Raw genomic sequence first — 24738 nt, 5'->3', positions numbered from 1 at the left:
AATTATATTAGAAAAAACGTTAGGGTCAGCGCCTAAGCCTGGCTCATTTATTTTGATAGAAATTGATTAGGGAGGTATTGACTTGAATCTGTTTAGTAAGCTTTACAACAATAGAAGATTAATCTTTAAATTAGCAATTAACGATTTCAAATCAAAATATGTAGGTTCATACTTAGGAATTATTTGGGCATTCGTCCAACCAATTGCGACTACTTTTGTGTTTTGGTTTGTATTTCAGGTGGGACTTAGGGTTGGGGCTGTGTCAAATGATGTTCCTTTTGCATTGTGGCTTATTTTAGGATTAGTTCCTTGGTTTTTCTTCTCTGATGCAGTAAATAGCGCTACTAGTTGTTTTTATGAGTATAACTATTTGGTAAAAAAGATACAGTTTAATATTGGGATTTTACCGATTGTGAAGATTTTTTCTGCGTTTTTTGTTCACGTTGCTTTCATAATTCTTTTTATATTAATTTATTATTCCTATGGCGGTAGCTTAGATATAATAAAAATCTTGGGCTTTTTATACTACACTTTCTGCAATATCCTTTTGATTATTGGAATAGTCTTTATAACGTCATCGATATCTGTTTTCGTTAAAGATATAAATCAAGTTGTAGCAATAGTCTTGCAATTTGGAATGTGGTTGACCCCTATTATGTGGTCTACAGAATTAATACCAAACAATTTAAAATTCCTGTTTGAAATTAATCCTTTGTTTTATGTAACAGAAGGGTACCGTACTTTACTTTTTGATGGAGAATTTTTACCTTCATATAATTCTTTTTTATTCTGGTTTATAACACTAGGATTACTCATTGTTGGATGGACTGTTTTTAAAAGGTCAAAACCTCATTTTGCAGATGTTATTTAATAAGATTGGGGCATGAATGATATGATTGAGAAATCTATTAAAGTAAGTGGATTATCGAAGAGCTATAAGCTATATGACAAACAAAGCGATAGATTAAAGGAAGTTTTAAATCCTTTCAAAAAAAAATATCATAAAGATTTCTATGCATTAAGTGATATTTCTTTTGATGTAAATAAAGGTGAGACTGTGGGCATAATTGGAAAAAATGGTTCTGGAAAGTCCACTTTACTTAAGATAATAACAGGCGTTTTGACTCCGACAAGCGGGGAATTATTTACCGATGGGAAAATTTTCTCATTGTTAGAGCTGGGAGCCGGGTTTAATCCTGAGTATACTGGAGTTCAGAATGTTCACCTGAGTGGGACTATAATGGGTTACAGCGAACAGGAAATGAACGTTAAAATGCAGGATGTTATTGATTTTGCAGATATTGGAGATTTCATAAATCAACCTGTTAAAAATTACTCAAGTGGAATGTATGCGAGGTTAGCCTTTGCAGTCGCGATTAATGTAGATCCCGAAATATTAATTATTGACGAAGCTTTGTCAGTAGGTGATATGTTTTTTCAAAATAAATGTTTCAAGAAATTGGAGGAGTTACAACAACGGGGAATAACAATTCTATTTGTATCCCATGATATTAGCTCCATTAAAAAACTTTGCAATAGAGTATTATGGATTTCGAATGGTGAACAGATTGCTTACGGAGAAAAAGATGAAGTTTGTATTAGATATTATAATGAGCAATATAATTTGCTGCAAGATTACAATACCTCAATATACAGCAATCAAAAGTATGCAACAGTTGACAGCGAAAATAGGTCTATTACCTTAGATATTCCTAAATTAAATTATAGGTACGAAGTAGGAGGTAGTGGTAAAGCAGAAATTGTGTCCTTTTTTATTACAGATGAAAACGGCATGCAGACATCTGTTTTAGAAGCGGAGAAAAGTTATGATATTCATATGTATGGGAAATTTCATGGAGTGTTTAAAAATGTGCTATTTGGAATTACTATGGAAACAGAAAAGGGAACAGTAGTATATTCCACAAATAACTATATAAATGAAGAAGTTATCAAAGCGGTCACTGAAAATACAATTTATGAATGTATATTCACCTTAAAATTACCCAAGTTACAGAGAGGAAAGTATTTAGTTAGTCCAGCTATTGCTCACGGTACACAGGATAGTCACAGTTATCTTGCACTATATCAAAATGCAGTTGAAATATTCATTGAGAATTCTGGATATAATCTTGCTTTAATAGAACTTGAGAACGAGTGGAGTATTACTAAGTATTCTGAGAATCAAATCAATTTAATAAGCAGGTGATAAATTTGGAATTTACTGGCGAAAGGTTTATTGGTAATTCAAATTTAGGTATAGAGATGGAAATGGAACATTATCACAGATACCTTAATGTGGAACCCTTAATTAAGGATAAAGTGGTATTGGATGCTGCTTGTGGGGTAGGTTACGGTTCTGCTTTAATGGCTAGAAAAGCAAAGTTTGTATACGGAATAGATTTGTCTGAAGAAGCAATTAATTATGCAAACGAGCAATATTCAACTAATAATATAGAATTCTTTAAAAGTACAGTAGAGAATATTAATCTTCCAGATAAAAGTGTGGATGTTATAGTTTCTTTTGAAACTATTGAACATATTGATGAGGTTAATCAAAATAAGTTTTTAACTGAAGTTAAGCGAATTCTTAAGGATTCAGGAACATTAATTATTTCTACACCCAATAAAAAGGTTTATTCGGACATAAGAAATTATCGAAACGAATTTCATATTAGAGAATTTTACAAGGAAGAGTTTTATAGTTTTTTGAATAATTATTTTTCTTATGTGAAAACCTATGACCAAGGTTTTCATCTCGCTTCTACAATAACTGATTTTTTAAATCCAATTGAACTCATCAAATTTGAGAGTGAACAACTAGAATCAAGATATTTAATTGCTGTATGTTCGGATTTGCAAGATAGAGTCCAGATTTCAATGAATACCGTTAAGTTAAATTTACAGAATTATTATGTTCAAAATGATATTGAACTATACTCTTTTATTAACAAACTATCATTTCCACATCAATATCTTTATATAAATAGCGGTGAAGGTTTTTCAGAAGAAGAAAAAATCAAACCTTCTTTTTTTGAGTTTTCTGAAAATAGTTTCAAAGCAGGATATGAACTGCCTTCTACGAAAAAAAATGAGTTGAGATGGGATCCCTTAGAAGGGAAAATCAAGCGTGTTCAGCTTTTATCAGTTAAGTATCGTACAAATGAAAAAAATGAAAATCTAATGAGTATAGATGCGTTGGAGTCAAATGGATTACTGAGCGGTCTAAACACATTTACTTTTTATACTACCGATCCCTTTTTTTTGATTAGGGAAATACCCGAAGGAATTCAATATATTGAATTTGAGGGTATGTTTTTAGATGTATTAGAAACTGAAATAGATAATTTTCTTAACCATTTAAGTATTGATAATTTTAAGTTGAAAAATGATCTTGAAATTGCATTTAAAATACGGGATCAGCAAAAAGATAAAATTGATTTTTTGAAAGAAAATATTATAACGCTTAATGAATGTATTTCACAACAAGAGTATAAGATAATTGAGCTAGAAGAATACATTACAAAGAACGAGGACTATATAAAAATTCTCGGAAATAATTTTGAAGATCTTAAAAAACAACATGAACTTTTACACCAAAAAAATTCTGCTCTGCAGAACAAAAATATCAGTATCGAAGCTCATAACAACCATTTATTGTCGCATATTGGTAGCATTAACAATTTCAACGAAGAGCTTCATGTGCAATTGGAGGAAATAATGAATTCGAAGTCCTGGAAGATAACAAGTCCTTTAAGAAAGGGTAAACAAACATTGAAAAGCATCATAAAACGTGTAGTTAGATCAATTTATCTGCTTGTACCAAATGCGTATAAACAAAAGGCCAAGAATTTTGTGTATAGTAATCTCAGATTCATTATTGGTAATACCCAAATGTATAAAGTTTGGGAATCATCAGGAAACATCACTAAAGAGGTGAATCATCAGGAAATAGACTTAAAAGATAAGGATGATGTGACCCAATTTGTTAACCAGATTTATGATATTCCAAAACAAGCTCTTACAGAATATGTTCCATTTAATCATACGAAATATGATTTTCAAGAGGACGATATTAAATTATTAGCATTTTATCTCCCACAGTTTCATCCAATCAAAGAAAATGATGAATGGTGGGGTAAGGGTTTTACCGAATGGACTAATGTCTCAAAAGCTGTACCACAGTTTGTTGGGCATTATCAGCCCCATTTACCGGGGGAGCTCGGTTATTATGATCTTAGGCTAATCGATGTAATGGAGCGACAAGTTGAATTGGCCAAACATTATGGAATCTTTGGATTTTGTTTTTATCATTATTGGTTTTCAGGAAAAAGATTGCTGGAAAGACCTGTAGATCAACTGCTTGAGAACAAGCATATCGATATGCCTTTTTGTTTATGCTGGGCTAATGAAAATTGGTCAAGAAGATGGGATGGAGAAGAAAGTGATATCTTAATGGAGCAGAAATATACAAAGGAGGACAATTTAGCTTTTATTGAAGACCTTTTGATATATTTAAGAGATGATCGGTATATTAAGATAAACGGGAAACCATTAATACTTGTGTATAGACCGGCATTATTCCCGGATTTTAAAGAAACTTCAAAAGTATGGAGGGATTATTGCATCTCTGTTGGTATTGGTGAAATATATATCATGGGAGTTTCGTGGGGAATTAAGCATCCAACTCAGTTTGATTTGGATGGATTAGTTGAATTTCCACCTCATTCTATTCATGAATATGGAAGTGAACTTATAAATGAGAGATATAATATACTAAATCCAGAATATAACGGATTAATTTTCGACTATAAGAAATTCGTAGAAGAAGAAAAATACTTATTAGAAGTAGATTATGAGTTATATAAAGGTGTGTGTCCAAGCTGGGACAATACGGCAAGGAAGCCTAATAATTCAACGATTTATCATAATTCATCTCCTGATCTTTATAAAAGATGGCTAAAAAAAGTTATTCAACATACAAGATCTACTTTTAAAGATGATAAATTTGTATTTATCAATGCTTGGAATGAATGGGCGGAAGGTGCACATTTAGAACCAGACCGTAAATATGGATACGCATATCTCGAGGCTACTAGAAGTGCGATGGTAGAAGAAAAAACAAAATCAGAAAAAAAATTAATATATGTCTCTCATGATGCTCATTTTAATGGAGCCCAGATACTTTCCCTAAACATAATTAAATCATTAAGTTTAGATTTTGGTTATGAGATTGAAGTGATTTTTATAAGTGGGGGGGTTTTACTAGAGGAATTTAGAAAATATGGGAATGTACATGTCTTATCAAACGGTATAACAGTACAAGAGAGACAAGACGTTTATAAACAATTGCTCAAGCGGAATTTTAGAAGTGCAATTTGTAACACTGTAATCACTGGTGAAATCGGTGAGGAATTGCATAACTCCGGGATTAAGTTTATTTCACTTATTCATGAATTACCAGGTGTTATTAAGCAATATTCTGCAAATGATAAGGCTAAAAAAATAGCTCTCTTTGCTGAGAAAGTAGTATTTCCTTCTCAGTATGTATGTGATCAATTTAATAATGTTGTTAGGGTAGATGAAAATAAACAAGTCATTTCACCGCAAGGATTATATAAATCAAATGTTTTTAAGGATGATATAAAAAGTGCAAGGGAACAACTTAGAAAAAAAATCGATCTGCCAACAGATGCATTTATTGTGTTAGGGGTTGGATATGCAGATAAAAGAAAAGGGATAGATTTATTCTCAGAAGTTGCCTCCTTTGTTAGAAATGACAGTTCCAATATTTATTTTGTTTGGGTTGGTAATCACGAACCGAATTTTGTAACTGCTATAAGTGAAGAATTGAAACGAAATGTAATATTTTTAGAAGCTACAAACGAAATAGATATTTATTATGCAGGTGCTGACATATATTTAATGACTTCTCGTGAAGATCCTTTTCCTTCTGTAGTAATGGATTCTATGAATGTAGGTGTACCCGTTATTGGCTTTAGAGACGCTGGGGGTTTTTCGGATATTGTAACAGAGGAAACAGGCCTGCTAGTTGATTACTTAGAAACTAAACAAATGGCAGAGGCTGTTACTACTCTAATTGGGGATGAAAGTTCAAGAATCTCTAAGGGGAGAGCTGCAAGGTTATTAATTGAAAAGGATTTTTATTTTACGAACTATATTTATAAACTGCTTGACTTACTAGGTCATCATTATAATAAACTTAGTGTTATTGTTCCAAACTATAATTATGCTAACTATTTGTCTGAAAGACTTAAAACTATTGTTAATCAAACTTATCCCATATATGAACTGATTATATTAGATGATTGTTCAACAGATAGTAGTAAGGAAGTGATTGAAGAATTTTATACAGAAAAAAGTATCAGATTAAAAAAAATATATAATGAGATGAATTCAGGGTCAGTATTTAAGCAGTGGGCAAGAGGATTGTCAGTAGTTGAAGGTGAGTATATTTGGATTGCGGAAGCTGACGATTTATCAGATCCTCTTTTTTTGGAAGAAGTCATGAAAGGATTTGAATATGACGATGAAGTTGTAATAAGCTATTCCCAATCTAAGCAAATAGACCAAAAAGGAAAAATATTAGCAAATGATTATTTAGACTACACCAAGGATATTGACCAGAAGAAATGGAAAGAGTCTTATATTCAAGAGGGTCAACTAGAAATAATTGAAGCTTTATCTATTAAAAATACTATTCCAAATGTATCTGGTGTGGTTTTTAAAAAATTTGATATCTCTGAAATAATAGATTCTTTATTAGAATATAAGATTGCAGGAGATTGGGTGTTTTATATTTGGTTACTTGAGAAAGGGAAAATTTCTTTCTCGGATAAATCATTAAATTATCATAGACGACACACTAATAGTGTTACTAAGAGTGAGAACAATTTAATTCATTATAACGAAGTTCTTAGAGTTCAAGAATATATAAACAATACTTATGCTATTGAAAGTGAAGTAAAATCAAAAGTGAATTCTTATCAAGCACACTTGCGTAAGTACTTAGAGATATAAAAATTCTATAATGATTTATAAATGGCCAATGGCGAAATTTCTGGATCGAATAGATGTTAGAATCTTCCTTGTAACTACTTATTATGTAAAAAAAGTCAAGAGTTTTAGGGGATCTCGTTATCTAAGAACGACTACAGCCGAGAAAATAGTGGTGTAAGGGATGCAGTGAGCTGAAATTATGATTAACGTGCCGACATTCAAATCCTGATGAATCTTCGCTAGAAGGTATTGTGAACCCGGGCTAATCCAACGCGTGATACAGAAATGGTTTGAACGATCTATTTGGAGTATGAATTTTAGACTTGAAGATAAAGTTTGGCTGATTAGGCTATGTATGTTCCCACCCCTAAAGGAGATTGTGCTAAATAGGTATCAGCGAAGTGGTGATTAATTGAAAGGAAGATTTAAAGCGTGCTAGTGAATCCAAACGAGCTGCGAAGTGCTTGGAATCCAGTGATAACTTTCATCGGGTTGGTTCACTGAATGGATTACTGAAAATTAAGCTTAGGATACTTTTGGAAATGTTCAACATCATTGTGACGGAATTTGAGCTAGTGTAGCTCAAATTTCCTTGACAAGAGGATACTGACCATCCTTTTGCTCTGCCAGGTCGGGGGCCAGGGTGGTTAGGACCAACTGACTGTTTCGGCGCACTGTCTAGGGCAACTCTGATAAGAAAAGAGTAACCAACAAGCTTCGCGTTTTAACTGGTTTCGAGCTGTGTGGCAAGTAGTGTTGTAACGCTTAGTTTATATTATGAAGCGAAGTTTAAAATGATTTCTATACTATATACAGTGAGCGCTAATTGCATATGGCTCCATGCAAACGAAGTTCTAGCCCGTTACGAGGCCTAGTTACAGATAGTAGGCCCATTTATATTTTTATAATACTTACAGGGAACTTAAAATAAACCAACGATAAATGAAGTACGAAGTAGCGAAGGGTGTATATGATATCCAATTACACTTATAGATTCTCTACTAATGGGGAGAAGTATCCGTTCCTCTATCCAGTCACCGGCTCATCGATGTCAATTTGATAACTTCACCTTCTCTGGGAATGATGACGTTCGAAAATCTCAGAACGAGTGAGAAAGCAAGGGAAACATTTAATTAATAGTGGGGGTTTGAATTTATTGAGAAGAACCAGATGTTTAATTTTTGGGGGCAACGGTTTTATAGGGTATAACCTTACAAAGAGTCTAGCTTTGTCAAATGATTTTGAGATATCGGTTTTTGCAAAAGAAATAGGAGATATCAAAAATGTGAGATATATTATTGGTGACTTTAGAAATGACTCGGATTTAGAAAACTCGCTTGAAAATATAGATACTGTTATTCATTTAATTAGTTCAACGAGTCCTGCTGAATCACAATTGGATTATTTAGAAGCTTATCAGGTGGACTTAATACAAACATTGAAATTAATTGAAATTTCAAGAAAGAAAGGGATCAACAGAATAGTTTATTCATCTTCTGGTGGGACAGTATACGGCCAAAGCCGGTATATCCCTATTGATGAAGAACATAAAACCGAACCTATTAATAACTATGGCGTTATTAAACTAACTATCGAAAAAGTTTTGATAATGTACAATAAGCTTCACAATATGGACAATGTTATATTAAGAATTTCAAACCCTTACGGTTTAAAACAAAGAGAAGATAAAAGTGTGGGGGCAGTAACTATTTTGATGAATAAGATAAAAAGAGGTGAACCAATTACTATCTATGGGTCAGGAGATACAGTAAGGGACTATGTTTATATAGACGATGTAATTGATGCTTTTATTAGGACAATAGGCTACACAGGAAAGGAAGAGGTCTTTAATATAGGAACTGGTCAGGGAACTTCACTAATAGAATTAGTATCCTCAATCGAGAATAAATTAGGCAAGAAAGCAATCATTGAGTATAAAGATGCAAGGAGAATAGATGTTCAACAAAATGTTTTATCAATTGAAAAAGCTAAAGCAGAACTGAAGTATCAACCGAGATATCAACTAGATAAAGGATTAGATGTATATATTAAAATTCATAAATAATATCAACAATTCATTTGAGCTTTAGGGAGTAGGGGGCACTTTATGCTAAATAAAACAAAAAAAATGTTTCCTGTTTTTATTGCATTGGCAATATTTGTTTTCTTGCTTGTTATAAACTATAATACTCCGATGATTGGTGAGGATTTTGCATTATCACCGTCATTTTATTCTAAAGAGAACTTCTCTTTTTTAAACTCTATTCATTGGATAGTGGATAGGGTTTATATTCAATCCACAACTTGGAATGCTAGAATTGGTGAGCAATTGGCTATTGTGTTTCTGACCTTTAACAAAGATATATTTAATATTTGTAACAGTATATTAACGATGATTTATGGATACTTGATTTTTCTATATGCGTTTAATAGAAAATTAATCCTGAAAAATAAACAAGATACTTTCTCGATTCTAGTAATATTTGTTTTAGTTGTTTTGTTCATGCCTGCACTTGGTGAAATATTTTTTTGGGAAACGGGATCTGCAAATTATCTGTGGAGTCTTGTTATATTGCTTTTATTTGGTTATCCCTTTAGAAGAATGCTTGCGCAAAATGAAAATGTTTTCACCAATTGCCCAAAATTATTAATTCTCTATTATATAATAAGTTTCTTGAGTGGTATGACCAATGAAAACACTATAGTTGCCTTTGTTGGTTTTATTTTTATCGTTTTTCTTGTGAAAAAATTAAAAAAACAAAAGATATATTTATGGATGTATATAAGCTCAGCTTTATATTTGCTAGGTATTATATATTTACTAATCTCACCCTCCACAAGAATTAGGTCGGAATATTATAAAAAGGCTTATGGTATAACTGAAATTAATTTTAGTACGTATTTTATTCGATTTCAAAAAACTATAATTAGTTTTGTTGATACAAACTTTAATATTCTAATATTTTTTTCATTATTGTTAGTGTTATATTTTATTTGGTCTAAAGTTAAATCCCTAAAAGGACAAAACATATCACATAAAAATATATATTTACTGTTGTTAATTGTATTACTATCCTTTGCCTCTGTTATAGTACTTGTAATGGTACCGTATGTTGAGAAGAGAGCTTTCTTGTTACCCATTACTACCATTATTATAGCAAGTACTAACATACTTTCTACAATATATAAAGACTTATCAATAAGCTTAAAGAAAATTTATGACTTGTTTATTCTAAGTGTATTGATTTGTATCTCTATATATAAAGGATATCAAATCTATACTGCTTATTATGAATTTAATAGAGAGGCTATTTATCGAGAATCACAAATTCTATATTTGTCTGAAAAATCCGAATTGGTAAAAGTAGAGCCATATAAAACTCAAACATCTAGAATCCTAAATACAAGAGAAGATTATATTATGGGTAATAACCAGTATTTTGGATACTATCATCTAGAAAATATAGTGTATTTTCAAAAAAACTAATATGGCCAGAACGGTGCTTTATAATATCGAAATAAAAATTTCAAATTATATCATAATTATTAAGTGCTGGATATATTCAAGGAATCTGAAATTTCAAATACATAATTATTTATAATTTTGAAGCTACAATAAATAAGAAGTGATATTATTGATGACTGAAAACAAAATAAAAATTCAATATGATTTTTAGTGGAGATTACCTCGCTGAAATAACGCCGAAATAAATAATAATAGGGGTAAACAAACTAGGAGCTATCATGCATGACAGAGTGAAGTAAATGTATATTTGTTGAGAGGAATAATTCTATAATGTCTTGGTTAATTTCTTTATTTGTAAAATATAAAGAAATAATTATGTACCTTATAATTGGTGTCTTAACGACAATTATAAATATTGCTACATATTATATGTTACATCTTTATATTGATTATTTAATAAGTAATGCTTTAGCTTGGATAGTATCTGTCCTTTTTGCTTATGTTTCTAATAGATTATATGTCTTTAAAAGTAATGCTTCTGTCACTAGAGAATTTACCTTTTTTATCATAAGTAGATTGTTATCAGGTGTCCTTGATATGGCATTAATGTTTGTGTTTATTGATTTTTTTAATTCAGATAACTTTACATCGAAAGTAATCATAAATTTGGTTGTCATTATGTTTAATTATATTTTTAGTAAACTAATTGTTTTTAACATGAGGAGAAATGACAAAAAATGAGCTTAATATCGATTATTGTTCCTTGTTATAATGAACAAGAATCACTACCGCTGTTTTATGATGAAATATCAAAAATTGCGGAAATAATGTATGAACACGAATTCGAATTTTTATTCATTGATGACGGTTCTAAAGATAATACAATTAATATTTTAAAATCATTGAGTATTAGTGATCATAGAGTACGATATATATCCTTTTCAAGGAATTTCGGAAAAGAAGCTGCTATTTATGCAGGACTTGAAAATGCATTTTATTCAAAGGATGGTCTTATAGCAATTATGGATGTTGATTTACAAGATCCTCCGTCACTTTTAATCGAGATGTATGAGGGCATTACACATGAGGGTTTTGATTGCGTAGCAACTAGAAGGAGTACTAGATTAGGAGAACCGAAATTAAGATCCTTTTTTGCACAAACCTTCTATAAAATCATTAATAAAATATCTAAAATAGAAATTGTTGATGGTGCAAGAGACTATAGGCTTATGACAAGACAAATGGTAGACTCTATATTGGAAATGGCAGAATACAACAGATTTTCAAAAGGGATCTTTTCATGGGTAGGATATAAAACAAAATGGTTAGAATATGAAAATGTTGAACGTGCTGCCGGACAAACTAAATGGTCATTTTGGAAGCTTTTTATTTATGCATTAGAAGGAGTTGTTGCCTTCACAACAACCCCTCTAGCAATTTCCTCGATAGTAGGGTTTGCTTTTTGTCTAGTTTCTTTTATTATGATTTTAGTGATAGTCACAAAAACGCTTCTATTTGGTGATCCAGTTGCAGGTTATCCATCACTAGTTTGTATCATTTTTTTTATTGGTGGAATACAACTTTTCTGCATGGGTATTGTAGGGCAATACCTTTCTAAGACATATATGGAAACTAAGAGGCGTCCAATCTATTTAGTAAAAGAGAGTACAGAAAATAATAAATCAAATCATTTCCACGTTTGATGGAAGAGATAAAGTATGAACTGAAATTCAACTGCTTTTATTTAAGAATTCTTAGGAGGAATTTTAATGAAGGGTATCATCTTGGCAGGCGGCACTGGGTCACGCCTTTATCCATTAACAAAAGTAACAAATAAGCATCTCTTACCGGTAGGTAAATATCCTATGATTTTTCATGCTGTACAAAAACTGAAACAATCGGATATTCATGATATTCTTATCGTTACAGGCAAGGAACATATGGGTGATGTGGTCAATTTACTTGGAAGTGGAAGAGATATGGGAGTTAGCTTTACCTACAAAGTTCAGGATGAAGCCGGTGGTATTGCTCAGGCTCTAAATTTAGCTGAAACTTTTGTTGGAATTGATCAAATGGTGGTTATTCTTGGTGATAATGTGTTCGAAGATGATCTTTCCCCATTCGTGAATAATTTTCGTCAACAGAAAGATGGAGCTAAGATTCTTATTCAGCATGTGCCCGATCCTAAACGATTTGGGGTGCCTGAGATCAAAGAGAAGCAGATTGTTTCAATCGAGGAAAAGCCTCAAGAACCTAAGAGTGATTACGCAGTAACTGGTATCTATATGTATGATAACAAAGTGTTTGATATTGTAAAAACATTGAAACCCTCAGCCCGTGGAGAACTGGAAATCACGGATGTAAATAACGCATATATTGCTAATGGAGAGCTCTCATTTGACATTCTTCAGGGGTGGTGGACGGATGCCGGGACCCATGCTTCATTAGCGCGAGCGAATGAGTTTGCTAAAGACATTGTTTTTGGGGATGAATTTGGAAATTTGAAATTATAGATTGGAGAACAAAGTATTATGAAGTTAACTCCTTTACAAATAAACGGAGCCATCGTTCTTGAACCAAAATGCCATGGAGACAACCGGGGTTTTTTTATGGAAAGCTATAATGAACGGTTATTTCAAGAACACGGTATTCGATATAACTTCATTCAAGATAATCACTCCCTTTCATCTGAACCTGGCGTGTTACGAGGCCTTCATTATCAACTTAATCCCAAGGCTCAGACGAAACTCATTCGTGTGTTAACGGGTGCTATTTATGATGTAGTCGTAGACATTTGCAAAAGCTCTCCTACTTTCGGGCAATGGGTTGGCGTTATATTAAGCGAACACAACAAGCGACAACTTTTAGTGCCAAAGGGGTTCGCACATGGTTTCTGTACGCTCGTTCCTAACACTCAAGTGCTTTATAAAGTGGACGAATATTATTCCCCCGAAAATGACCGCGGCATACTATGGAAGGATCCGGCTTTGGGGATCGATTGGCCAACATCAAATCCGATTTTATCGGATAAAGACCAGCAGCACCCGCTGCTGAAAGACGCAGAGATGAATTTTGACTAGGGGGCAGTTTGGATGAAACTACTTGTTACCGGCGGGGCCGGTTTTATAGGCAGTAACTTTATTTTATATATGATTCAGCAGTATCCCGATTACCAGATCATCAACATGGATGCTCTTACGTATGCGGGCAACCTTGAAAATTTAAAATCCGTTCAACACCATCCTAACTACTCATTCGTACAGGCAGATATCGCTGATAAACCAGCAGTAGACGCGATTTTCCAACAAGGCATTGACGTCGTAGTTAATTTCGCAGCAGAATCCCACGTGGATCGCAGCATCCTGGAACCGGAGATCTTTGTAAACACCAATGTCATGGGCACACAGGTTCTTCTGGATGCAGCCAAAAAATATGGCGTGACCAAGTTTGTTCAAGTATCCACTGACGAAGTATACGGTTCTCTCGGGGATACGGGATTATTCTCTGAAACGACACCACTTGCTCCTAACAGTCCTTACTCAGCTAGCAAAGCAGGCGGGGATCTGCTCGTAAGGGCTTATCATGAGACTTTTGGTCTCCCGGTTAACATTACCCGTTGCTCGAATAATTATGGTCCATATCAATTCCCTGAGAAGCTGATCCCTCTGATTATTTCTCGTGCCCTAAATGATGAATCTTTGCCAGTCTATGGCGATGGCCTCAACATCCGCGATTGGCTGTATGTCGAGGATCATTGCAGTGCGATCGACCTGGTTATTCATCAGGGGAAAATAGGTGAGGTTTATAATATCGGGGGGAACAACGAGCGGACCAATCTGCATATCGTCAAAACGATTCTGGAAGAGCTCGGCAAGCCGGAATCCTTGATCACTTATGTTGCTGATCGCCCAGGCCATGACCGTCGTTATGGCATTGATCCCACAAAAATCATGAATGAGCTGGGCTGGAAGCCCAAGCATAACTTCGAGACAGGCATTAAGGAAACGATTCAGTGGTATTTGAACCATAAGGATTGGTGGACACGTATCCAGTCTGGAGCTTACCGGGATTATATGACCCAGCAGTACGGGAAGCGGTTGGGTGAAGCTGAATGAAGGTACTCGTAACCGGAGCCAACGGTCAGTTGGGCCAGGATGTAACGCATGTTCTTGCTGAAGCTGGGTATCAGGTTATCGGCTGTGGAAGAGCAGAACTGGATATTACGAATATGGAGCTATGCAAACAGGTTATTTCATCTCATAATCCGGATATCATCATTCATTGCGCAGCATATACGGCTGTAGACGCAGCCGAAACCGATACAGACGGTGCTTATCTTGTGAATGCGATAGGTACGCGAAATATCGCAGTATCCGCCGAAAAGATAGGTGCCGCCGTAGTCTATATCAGCACGGATTATGTTTTTAATGGTACTAGTGAGAAGGCTTATGTTGAGTACGACGACACCGACCCGCAAACGATTTATGGTCGCTCCAAACTGGCAGGTGAGGATATGATTCGGGACTTCTGTTCCAAGTGGTTTATCGTAAGAACCTCTTGGGTATTTGGGTTACACGGGAATAACTTTGTGAAAACGATGCTCCGGCTAGGTCAGGAAAAACCTAAGCTGAAGGTGGTTAATGACCAAAAAGGTTCGCCCACCTACACCGTAGATCTGGCGCAGTTCTTGGTAAACTTAATTTCCACCGAAAAATACGGCTTATACCACGCCTCCAACAGCGGCTCTTGTACATGGTATGAATTCACTAAGGCTATTTTTGAAGAAGCACGAGAACAATTGGGACTAGAGATCATGGCTGAGCTGCAGCCATGCACGACGACTGAGTTTCCGCGTCCCGCTCCGCGTCCAGCCAATTCAACAATGGATCACCTGGCTATCCGCCTAAACCAAATAGATGATTTACCGAATTGGGGCGAAGGACTGAAGCAGTTTATGGTGGATATGAAGCAGCACCCTGATCTATACTTGAAGTGAATATAGCAATTGTCGGCCTGATCTGTATGATCAGGCCTTATATTATATTTAGCAGTTATTTGGAGGTTATAAAAAAATGAAGCAGGTTCAGGTGTTGCTGTCTACCTATAATGGAGAACATTATATATCCAACCAGCTACAAAGTATTTTAAGGCAAAGTTATCCTCATATCTCTGTTCTTGTACGAGATGATGGATCATCCGATCAAACGCTAGTATTATTAAAGGAATATGTTAAAGCCTATCCTGACCGAATCCAAGTGATTGTCGGAAGTAATTTAGGGGTTGTTTCCAGTTTTTTTGAGCTGGTTCAGCAATCCGATCCCCATGCGGATTATTACTGTTTCTGCGATCAGGATGATGTATGGCTGGAGCAAAAAATTGAGCGTGCTGTAACTATGTTAAGTTCTCAAGCGGATCATGTTCCAGGGATGGTATTCACATCTACGGAGCTTGCCGATAAAGATTTAAATTCTCTCGGTACTTGGCCTAAGCTCCCTTTGAGGGAAGCTTCATTTTACAATGCTTTGGTGCAAAATATTGCTGTCGGAGCAACCATTACGTTAAATAAGGCAGCGAGGAATAAGTTTATGGAGGGTAATCAGATAGATCCCACCAAGATCATCATGCACGACTGGTGGTTTTACCTTTTGGTATCTGGTTTCGGCAATGTAATGTATGATAAGAACCCTTCGATGCTGTATCGCCAGCATGAGAATAATGTTGTAGGTGGGAGTAACTCATTATTCAACAAACTAAAACAGAAATATCGCAGTTACATAAAACATAAAGGAGAGCATCTTCTTGTCAAACAAGCAAGTGAGTTTTATCGAGTGTACGGTCATTTAATGGAGGACAGTAAGAGAGAACAGCTCGAACTTTTTATTGCCCCCAGGGAACGGCTTAGAGAAAAAATCGATTTTCTTCAAAAATCAAAATTATATCGTCAATCCATTGTAGAGCAGTTACTCTTTCGCTTTTTAATTCTTGTGGGCTATATATAAAGAGCCATCAATAACTAGATTTTAGCAATAGAAGTTCTTTATTCCTGCCCGTTCTGCGTCTTTATGCTATAATGTCGATAGATTACTATATTTGTCAGGAGACGTTATGCAATGGATTTAAGCATTTTAATCGTGAACTACAACACCTGTCAGCTGACGGTGGATTGTTTGCGATCGGTATACGCATCGGAGACCGAATTTACATACGAAATCATCCTCATAGATAACAACTCGAAGGACGAGTCCGTTCAGACCATCCGAGAGTTATTCCCGCAGGTCAAGCTGATCGAGAACACGGAGAATATCGGCTTTGCCAAAGCCAACAATCAGGGGATGGAAGTGGCGGAAGGTCGCTATATGCTGCTGCTTAATTCCGACACGATTATCCAGCAGGATACGATCCAGACGATGGTAGCTTTTATGGACTATAATCCGATCATCGGTGCTTCCGGCTGCAAAATCGTCCTCCCGGACGGTTCGCTGGATAAGGCCTGTAAAAGAGGGTTCCCAACGCCTTCGGCGTCCTTTTACTATGCCTTCGGATTGAGCAAGCTGTTCCCGAACAAACCGGAGTTTAACCAGTATCAGCTGGGATATTTGAACCCGGACGTAGAGTACCCGGTGGATTGCTTGGTGGGGGCATTCATGCTGGTGCGCCGCGAGACGATCGAGCAGGTGGGCGGACTGGACGAGACGTTTTTTATGTACGGGGAAGACATTGACTGGTGCTATCGCATCAAACAGGCGGGATGGGGAATTCACTATTACCCCCGGACGACGATTATCCATCATAAAGGCGGCAGCGCTCGGCGTCGGCCGTTCAAGATCATTTATGAGTTCCATCGGGCGATGATTCTTTTTCATCGGAAGCATTACCGGCAGAAATACAACATATTCGTTAATGGAGCCGTGTATGCGGGCGTTGGTTTAAAATTGCTCCTGTCCCTGCTTACGAACCGGCTCAAGCCCGTTCGTCCAGCAACCATAACGCAAGCTTCAGGTGGAGTGGAGGTAAAATCATGATCCGGCAGAATCAAGGCTTTCTGACTAAATTGTATATGATTACCGACTTTGCATTTATCCAGCTGGCGTTTCTGCTTGCATGGTGGGTGAAATTCGAGAGTGGTTGGTTTCCGTATGAAAAACCGCTACCCATCCAATCTTACGGGATGTGGAGCTTGGTTTATGGTGCGGTTGCGGTTGTCGTCGGCATCATGATTACCTTGTACTCACCGAAACGGAAAAAGCGCTTTGCCGACGAGTTCTTAAAGATCTTCCAGATGCATTTCATCGGTATGTTCATTCTCTTAAGTATCATGTTTTTTGTTAAAGAGGTAGATATATCACGATGGTATCTCGCCATTTACATGATCTTTAACGTCGCTTTTATCATCTTGTACCGTTATTTCCTAAAGAAATCCCTCAAGCATTTTCGGGAAAAAGGCTACAATCGCCAATTTGTGCTCATCGTGGGTGCAGGTACGCTGGGCAAACGCTTCTTCAAAAATCTAAAGCAATACCCGGAGCTTGGTTATGAAGTCATCGGTTTCCTGGATGATTACCAGCAGTGGGATGAGATCGAAGCCAGAAGGCTCAAACCCATTCTAGGTTCAGTCGGCGATCTACATAAGGTGTTAAACGAGAAACTTGTGGATGAAGTCGTGCTGGCTCTTCCATTAAATGCACACCACTTGTATCCTGAAATCATTGCTGCTTGTGAAAAAGCCGGTGTGCGTACGCTCATCATTCCCGACTTTTTTGATTACCTCCCGGCAAGGCCGGTATTTGATAACTTTGCGGGTATGCCGATGATCAACGTACGCGATATTCCGCTGGATCTTGCGGCAAACAGACTGTTTAAGCGTGCGTTTGATATCGTATTCTCCTTAGTGGCGATTATCCTGACCCTGCCAGTAATGATCGGGATTTACCTCGGAATCCGGTTGACCTCCCGCGGCCCCGTCATCTTCAAGCAGGAGCGGGTCGGGCTTAACCGCAGGAACTTCTATATGTATAAATTCCGCTCCATGAAGCCGCTGCCGGAAGGGGCAACGGATACGGGCTGGACCGTGGAGAATGACCCCCGCCGAACCAAGTTCGGCTCGTTTCTCCGGAAGACCAGTCTGGATGAACTGCCACAGTTCTTCAATGTCCTGTTCGGACATATGAGCGTGGTGGGTCCTAGGCCGGAGCGTCCTTATTATGTGGAGCAGTTCAAAGAGGAGATTCCGAAGTACATGGTGAAACACCACGTACGCCCTGGCATCACAGGGTGGGCACAGAGCAACGGTTTGCGCGGTGACACCTCGATTGAGGAGCGGATCAAACACGATATTTTCTATATCGAGAATTGGTCAATCCTGTTTGATATCAAAATCATTCTGCGCACGATCCGCAACGGGTTCAAGAACGCATACTGATTGTAATCAATGAAGACGTCATTTGGCATGGGCCAAATGGCGTTTTTTACTTGTGTCCCACGAAGCGGATACGTAGCCAAAATAAATACATCCCAAGCACGAATCACAGGAAAAGATATCGAATACTGTCGTTTCATGTGAAAATATGACATACCAGAGGACGATGGGTTCATTTTTTAAAAGCTGGAAATGCAACACACCCATCAGATAATAGTTACTCGGATATATTTACAATATATAACTTTAATACTATTATAATGAAATGTTGGCTTGCTGCGGTACCGCACTGAGAATATGTTTCTTCGTAGGGTGCCCGTGCAGCCTATGACCCAACGTCTTCCAAGCGCTGACTCCGCACCTCATGCAGCAGCCATTATTATACCGCGTGCCTGAAGAGGATTTTCTTGAGTTCGCTAAATTTTTTCGATTTGTCGTGTTTTCAATCCAGTCATTGTATTAGCAAGTGGAAGCTAAAGATCCAATACTAGGAGGGAATCCCAATGGAAAATGCGAAGGTTCAGGATTTCATCGAAAGCAACCAGCAGCAATGGGACGAGGAGTACCGATCCCGCATGTGGGATTATTTATCGGACATCACCGAATATGCCAGATACTCGGTCGTGTATGGTTATATAAGAAAGTATATTGCGGACGAGGGAATCCTGGATATGGGATGCGGGGCCGGAATATTGTACGATATGCTCCTGGAGGGCGAAAAATCTAATTACACCGGCGTGGATTTATCCGAAGAGGCTGTCAAAATCGCATCCAGCAAAACTTCGAGGCACATTTTCTATTGTGCAGACATTAATCATTATGTTCCACACAAACGCTATGATGTCATTGTATTTAACGAATCGTTGCAATACGTGCCCAGCACACCAAGCAAGCTGCTTGAATATGCCCGTTATCTAACCCCGGACGGGGTCATCATATCTTCGCTTTATTCTCATAAGAACACCCAGGATCCGGATTATACGATGGTAGAACATAAAATCGAAGAGATCGAAAGCTGCGGATGGTTTGACGTCTTGGATAAAGTGAGTGTGTTTAATCACAATGCAGGATTGAAATGGTATATTCATCTTTTGAAGGCTAAGGGCTAGCGTACTATAACTACCGCATCCATAAAGAACATTCCGTCATTTGGCAGCCGCCGAATGGCGCTTTTTTTGTTTTGCCAACCATTCAAAAGGGTAGTTAACTAGCAACAACTATGCAAAAGGTGGGCATACCATGAAACGGATCATTGCTGTCCTTATTTTAATTTCCGCCATCAGTATTCTGTTGCTCACTTATCATGAGAACGAAGAAGAACCGCAGGGATTCACGGCCTATCGCTTGATTGCGCATGCCATGGGAAGTATCGGCGAGCAGCCGTATACCAATGCTTATGAAGCGATGCTTGCCAATTACGAGAAGGGCACTCGTGTCTTCGAGATTGACTTGATGCTGACTGAGGATCGTAAAGTTGTTGCGCGTCATGAGTGGACGGAGAGCATGACCCAACAGCTCGGTCAGCAGGATAAACTTCCGGATCATAAGCAAGCTGCCCGCCTAACCCATGAGGAATTTATCAATACGCCGATACTGGAGCAATATCAACCGATGGATATAGAGGCCATTATGGACATGATGCAGCACTATTCGGATATGTACATTGTGACGGATACGAAGGAGCAGGAGGATAAGGATATTGAGCACCTGCTGACAGAGATCGTGAATGCTGCCGAGCAGCGAGACCCGGAACTATTGGATCGAGTCGTTATCCAAATTTATAATGAACCGATGCTTGATATGGTCCACGAGATCTATCCTTTTGAATCCATTATCTATACGCTTTATGCCACGCAGGATTCGCCTGCCGAGATCACGGCCTTTGTTCAGGAGAACAAGATTGACGCCGTAACCATGCCAGAGTATAAAGTCAGCCCGAATTTTGTGGCAAAGCTGAAGGCAGCCGGGGCCGTAACTTATGTGCATACGATCAACGACACCAATACCGTTAACAATTATGAAAAATGGGGTGTTTATGGTGTATACTCAGATTTGCTGACCGAGCCGGAAATAGAGCAGAACAGCTTGAGATACTTGTATTAGCCAATAACCATATATCAGAATTTGAAAAAATATGTCTATAAAAGGACATATTTTTTTATTTATACCAGTAATTGGCTTGTGTTATTTACTGGAAGTGGTAATGTTATTAGAACTTAAAGACTATTATGATTTGGGTCTAATGATATAAATTGATAGATTTTTAGTCAAATAGTCTTATAGTATGAATAAATTATTAGGTGAGAGAGAGGAATTCAACTTGGGTAACAGACTAGGATTTTACCAGAAGGCTTTAAGTGCTGTATTAGGGATAACCCTCATACTGTCTCCGTTAGGTGGAGCCTACGCTGCAACAGCAAAGAGTGAAACAAAAACCACTTCCAGTGCTAGTGATATTGAAGGACACTGGGCGAGCAAGACACTTCAGAAATGGAATGAACAAGGTTATCTTAATGGGGATCAAACCGGAAAGATTAATCCGGATGCTCCAATAACTAGAGCTCAACTGGCAGCGGTCGTTAATCGATCGTTTCAGTTCGAGACCAAGGCTGGCATTTCATACAGCGATGTCAAAAGTACATCATGGTACTATAATGACTTGTCCGTGGCAGCTTTGCAGGGGTATATGAAGGGTTACAGCAATGGAACCTTCAAACCAGACAACAAGGTAACACGTCAGGAACTGGCTGTCATCTTGAGTTCACTAATGGAGCTCAAGCCAAGTGATGCAGCTAATAAATTTACAGACACGGATCGTAGTCCGGCATGGAGCAAAGGAGCGATCGGAGCCGTTGCTTCTAGCGGTATCATGAATGGGAGCAATGGCAAGTTCAGACCGACAGCAAGCGCATCCCGTGCTGAAGTCGTTACTGTACTCGATCGTGCTCTTGAAGAGATTAAATCTCAGGAAGTTACGAGTTACGATACGGCAGGTACATACGGTCCTGTTACAGGAACCAAGAACGTTCCGGGATCCGTACATATTAATGCCTCGGATATCACGCTTCAAAATATGACCATAGAAGGTAATCTTGTCATTGGCGAAGGCGTTGGTGAAGGGGACGTCACGCTTAAAGGGGTAACGGTTAAGGGAAGTACAACCATAAAAGGCGGAGGCAAAAACAGTATTCATGTGGTTGACTCCGTGCTTATTACCGTTATTGTGAACAAAAAGGACGGCAGTGTCCGTATCGTTACCGAAGGTGGCAGCTCTGTGTCACAGGTTACACTGCAATCCGGTGCGATACTGGAAGAAACAGGTTTGACAGGTGAAGGGTTTAAAGATCTGTTATTGTCCAATCTTATTCCATCTGGCTCCAACGTGACTTTGGCAGGGCAGTTTGAAACAGTGGATGTTACAGCAGCTTCGCTGAATGTAAATCTTACTTCAGGCTCTGTAGCTCAGCTAAATGTTGCGGCGAATGCTTCCGGCACGAATCTGAATGTTGGATCTTCCGCATCTGTTCTATCCCTGATTCTTAATGCAGCAGCGTCTGTGAGTGGTCAGGGAAGCATTGGCAGTGCTCAAGTTAATGCTGCTGGCGTATCCTTCACTCAGCGCCCGGGCAGTCTGGTGTTAGCGGATAACGTTACCGTAAGCGTTGGTAGCGGAGGTTCTACTTCTGGATCTAACGCTGGAACCGGAGAGAGCGGGAATACAACGAATCCTAATCCTACCCAGCCGCCGGTTACGGACCGTATTCAATTGAGTAACGGACAGGCAGTACTACAGTTTGTGAATGCAGTTCCGTCTCTGGAACTAATTGATTTTAACATCAGCGCAACGGTTGCAGGTGCTGTTTATCAGTTGGAGGACTTTACGTTTAATAACGCGACTAAGACACTGACATTTACACCGATTTCGCTGGATGAACACTATGGTGATACATTGGTTCTTAATGTTACTCCTGCAGCAGGCAGCTCCAAATTCACAACAAGTTTAACAGGCAGCATTAAACTCGAAGGCTTTGAAGGGACAATAACCGATGTTAACGAACTCCCTGTGGAAGGTATGAGAATTGATTTCCGCAGAGGATTAGGCAATACAACGGGCAGCATTGCGACGTCGACGCTTACGAATGCAGATGGACGATATACCGCTAATTTGCCAGCCGGGGTATATACTGGACAACTCACAAAAGCCGGCTTTATTACGACTTATGTAGTAGGCGTCTCACTAAGTGACAGCTTTAACCGGAATGAAGATGCGACTGCAATCAAAATCCCGGCAAACGATGAGATTCGCATCGTGTTGACATGGGGAGAGAAGCCGCGGGATGAAGACTCCCATCTGCTTGGACCAACACCTGATGGAAGATCATTCCACACTTATTTTGGTGACCGGGAATATTATTATCAAGGAGAAAAGTTCGCGGATCTGGACCATGATGATACAGACTCCTATGGCCCAGAGACAACGACAATCCGCAAGCGCGTAGACGGCAAGTATCAGTTCTATATTCACAACTACTCCAGAAACGGATATAACGGATCGGAAACGCTGCGTAATTCATCTGCTAAGGTTGAGATATACAGCGGGAATAGCGGTCAGCCTGTGAAAACATATCATATCCCGAGTGGAAGCGGAGACGAGTTATACTGGTATGTATTCGATATGGAAGTTAACGGTGCGGAACTGAATTTCACGGATCATAACAAACTTGTTGTGGATGAGCCTCAATCCGATCTTCAGCCAGCCATCGATTATAATTTTTACTCATCCATTGAAGGAAATCAGTTAGTAGATAACGCTTTACAGCTTACATTGGGTACAGGGTATTATCCAACGCAAGATAAGGTCTTCCTTCGTTTTTCTGTTGAGGGTCCGCTGAACCCGGCTCTTATTGAACTCAAGTCAAGTGAAGGAGCTTTGTTACCGTTCCAGACCAATTCATTGAATAATTCGATTGAGGCTTACCACGGTTCAAATGATAACGGATATGATGTGTCCAATCTTGAACTCCAGTATGAGCTGAAGTTCAAGCAAGCGGGAAGATATACACTTAAAACTGAGTTTATTGATGTAAGCAGTAATCAAGTTTTGGATACGACTTACGATACGCTGGACATTAAAGACGGAGAGCTTGAACTTCTCAACGAAGAGAAGGCCAAACTATCGTTAGAGTCGAGAGTTTCCTATCTTACAACGGTTGGGGAGGCTGTTTATCTTACAGATCGAAATAATCCTCTATTGGATGATACTTTAGTGATCATTGAGGATCTGGAAATGACAACTCCAGCAACCGTGATTGGCAGCGTATATCTTAAGCAAGATCAAGGTGCTATCCTTCTTGAGAATTACAATGACGGAAATCAATACGTTACTTATCAAGCAAAGGTTAAGCTGGTCCGTGGGTCGCAGCAGACAATCGCACAAACCATCTCCATTATTGTCCCAACGCTGGATATCCTGATTGAAGAGGCTGTTGAAGATGCCGATGAGCTAATTCATGATGATCCTGGCTTGACGGAGCTGATTTCTGCTCGTGATGCTGCGATGCAAGCAAGAGTTGGCAGCCAAAACGATGTTAAAATAGCGTCTCTTAAACAGCTGGCGGGACTACTAATTAGCCTGCTCTAAACATGAGGCCAATATAATCTCCTCCGCCCGTCGGATTCACTCTAGTGAATTCGGACGGGCTTTTTCATTCCCTTCACAGCAGTAAGTACCGCGGCCATTAGGTCACACATCACAATTACCAAAAAAATGTTCGCATTTTATACGAACATAAATTGACTTGATTACCGTGCTAGCATAGACTTATTTTAGTATAATAGT

At 38.1% G+C, this 24738-nt stretch carries 17 protein-coding genes and 1 pseudogene; all 18 read left to right on the top strand.

Going from position 1 to position 24738, the window contains the following annotated elements; genetic code table 11:
- Positions 1 to 82: 82 nt before the first annotated feature.
- The 18 genes and pseudogenes from PGL02S_RS23175 (at position 83) to PGL02S_RS23095 (ending at position 24540) form a co-directional block, all read left to right on the top strand.
- On the top strand, positions 83 to 871 hold the full coding sequence (locus PGL02S_RS23175; RefSeq protein WP_036639845.1) for an ABC transporter permease: 789 nt from the start codon (positions 83 to 85) through the stop codon (positions 869 to 871).
- Positions 872 to 892: 21 nt separating this feature from the next.
- On the top strand, positions 893 to 2206 hold the full coding sequence (locus PGL02S_RS23170) for an ABC transporter ATP-binding protein (RefSeq protein WP_051449191.1): 1314 nt from the start codon (positions 893 to 895) through the stop codon (positions 2204 to 2206).
- Between the two features lie 56 nt (positions 2207 to 2262).
- Positions 2263 to 5082: pseudogene (locus PGL02S_RS28920) on the top strand (glycoside hydrolase family 99-like domain-containing protein); the annotation flags it as partial.
- Positions 5083 to 5103: 21 nt separating this feature from the next.
- Positions 5104 to 7038 (top strand): glycosyltransferase, encoded by a 1935-nt coding sequence (locus tag PGL02S_RS28915; RefSeq protein WP_036639916.1) that lies wholly within the window; start codon positions 5104 to 5106, stop codon positions 7036 to 7038.
- 1087 nt (positions 7039 to 8125) lie between these two features.
- Positions 8126 to 9082: an NAD-dependent epimerase/dehydratase family protein gene (locus PGL02S_RS23160; RefSeq protein ID WP_164762889.1), complete on the top strand. Its 957-nt coding sequence runs from the start codon at positions 8126 to 8128 to the stop codon at positions 9080 to 9082.
- Positions 9083 to 9124: 42 nt separating this feature from the next.
- A complete protein-coding gene (locus PGL02S_RS23155) occupies positions 9125 to 10504 on the top strand; it encodes a DUF6056 family protein (protein ID WP_036642553.1) in 1380 nt (459 codons plus the stop codon).
- A gap of 309 nt (positions 10505 to 10813) precedes the next feature.
- Positions 10814 to 11224, top strand: coding sequence for a GtrA family protein (locus tag PGL02S_RS29150; protein ID WP_036642551.1), 411 nt, complete (start codon positions 10814 to 10816; stop codon positions 11222 to 11224).
- Positions 11221 to 12186, top strand: a complete 966-nt coding sequence (locus tag PGL02S_RS23145; RefSeq protein ID WP_036642549.1) for a glycosyltransferase family 2 protein — start codon at positions 11221 to 11223, stop codon at positions 12184 to 12186. Before PGL02S_RS29150 ends, PGL02S_RS23145 begins: the two co-directional genes overlap by 4 nt.
- Positions 12187 to 12252: 66 nt before the next feature.
- A complete protein-coding gene (locus PGL02S_RS23140; protein ID WP_036642547.1) occupies positions 12253 to 12996 on the top strand; it encodes a sugar phosphate nucleotidyltransferase in 744 nt (247 codons plus the stop codon).
- Positions 12997 to 13014: 18 nt separating this feature from the next.
- Positions 13015 to 13563 (top strand): dTDP-4-dehydrorhamnose 3,5-epimerase, encoded by a 549-nt coding sequence (gene rfbC, locus PGL02S_RS23135; RefSeq protein ID WP_036642545.1) that lies wholly within the window; start codon positions 13015 to 13017, stop codon positions 13561 to 13563.
- 12 nt (positions 13564 to 13575) lie between these two features.
- Positions 13576 to 14598, top strand: coding sequence for a dTDP-glucose 4,6-dehydratase (rfbB, locus tag PGL02S_RS23130; RefSeq protein ID WP_036642544.1), 1023 nt, complete (start codon positions 13576 to 13578; stop codon positions 14596 to 14598).
- The gene (gene rfbD / locus PGL02S_RS23125; protein ID WP_036642543.1) at positions 14595 to 15479 is read left to right on the top strand and encodes a dTDP-4-dehydrorhamnose reductase; all 885 of its coding nucleotides are present in this window, start codon (positions 14595 to 14597) and stop codon (positions 15477 to 15479) included. The genes rfbB and rfbD overlap by 4 nt, the downstream gene beginning before the upstream one ends.
- A gap of 76 nt (positions 15480 to 15555) precedes the next feature.
- Positions 15556 to 16482 (top strand): glycosyltransferase family 2 protein, encoded by a 927-nt coding sequence (locus PGL02S_RS23120; RefSeq protein WP_036642538.1) that lies wholly within the window; start codon positions 15556 to 15558, stop codon positions 16480 to 16482.
- Positions 16483 to 16593: 111 nt separating this feature from the next.
- Positions 16594 to 17505 carry a glycosyltransferase family 2 protein gene (locus tag PGL02S_RS23115; RefSeq protein WP_036642535.1) on the top strand — a complete coding sequence of 304 codons (912 nt, stop codon included), beginning with the start codon at positions 16594 to 16596 and terminating at the stop codon, positions 17503 to 17505.
- Entirely contained in the window at positions 17502 to 18902 is a 1401-nt protein-coding gene (locus PGL02S_RS23110) for an undecaprenyl-phosphate glucose phosphotransferase (RefSeq protein WP_036642533.1), read from the top strand. The genes PGL02S_RS23115 and PGL02S_RS23110 overlap by 4 nt, the downstream gene beginning before the upstream one ends.
- Before the next feature lie 500 nt (positions 18903 to 19402).
- The gene (locus PGL02S_RS23105; protein WP_036642532.1) at positions 19403 to 20008 is read left to right on the top strand and encodes a class I SAM-dependent methyltransferase; all 606 of its coding nucleotides are present in this window, start codon (positions 19403 to 19405) and stop codon (positions 20006 to 20008) included.
- Between the two features lie 130 nt (positions 20009 to 20138).
- Complete coding sequence (locus tag PGL02S_RS23100; RefSeq protein WP_006212979.1) at positions 20139 to 21002, top strand: phosphatidylinositol-specific phospholipase C/glycerophosphodiester phosphodiesterase family protein; 864 nt, start codon at positions 20139 to 20141, stop codon at positions 21000 to 21002.
- A 217-nt stretch (positions 21003 to 21219) separates the two neighbouring features.
- Positions 21220 to 24540 (top strand): S-layer homology domain-containing protein, encoded by a 3321-nt coding sequence (locus PGL02S_RS23095; RefSeq protein WP_036642530.1) that lies wholly within the window; start codon positions 21220 to 21222, stop codon positions 24538 to 24540.
- Positions 24541 to 24738 lie beyond the last annotated feature (198 nt).

It is taken from the genome of Paenibacillus glucanolyticus NBRC 15330, assembly GCF_004000885.1.
Lineage (GTDB): Bacteria > Bacillota > Bacilli > Paenibacillales > Paenibacillaceae > Paenibacillus_AQ > Paenibacillus_AQ glucanolyticus.
The sequence above is the reverse complement of the archived record's forward strand: the minus strand, read 5'-3'. Positions and strand labels throughout refer to the sequence as shown.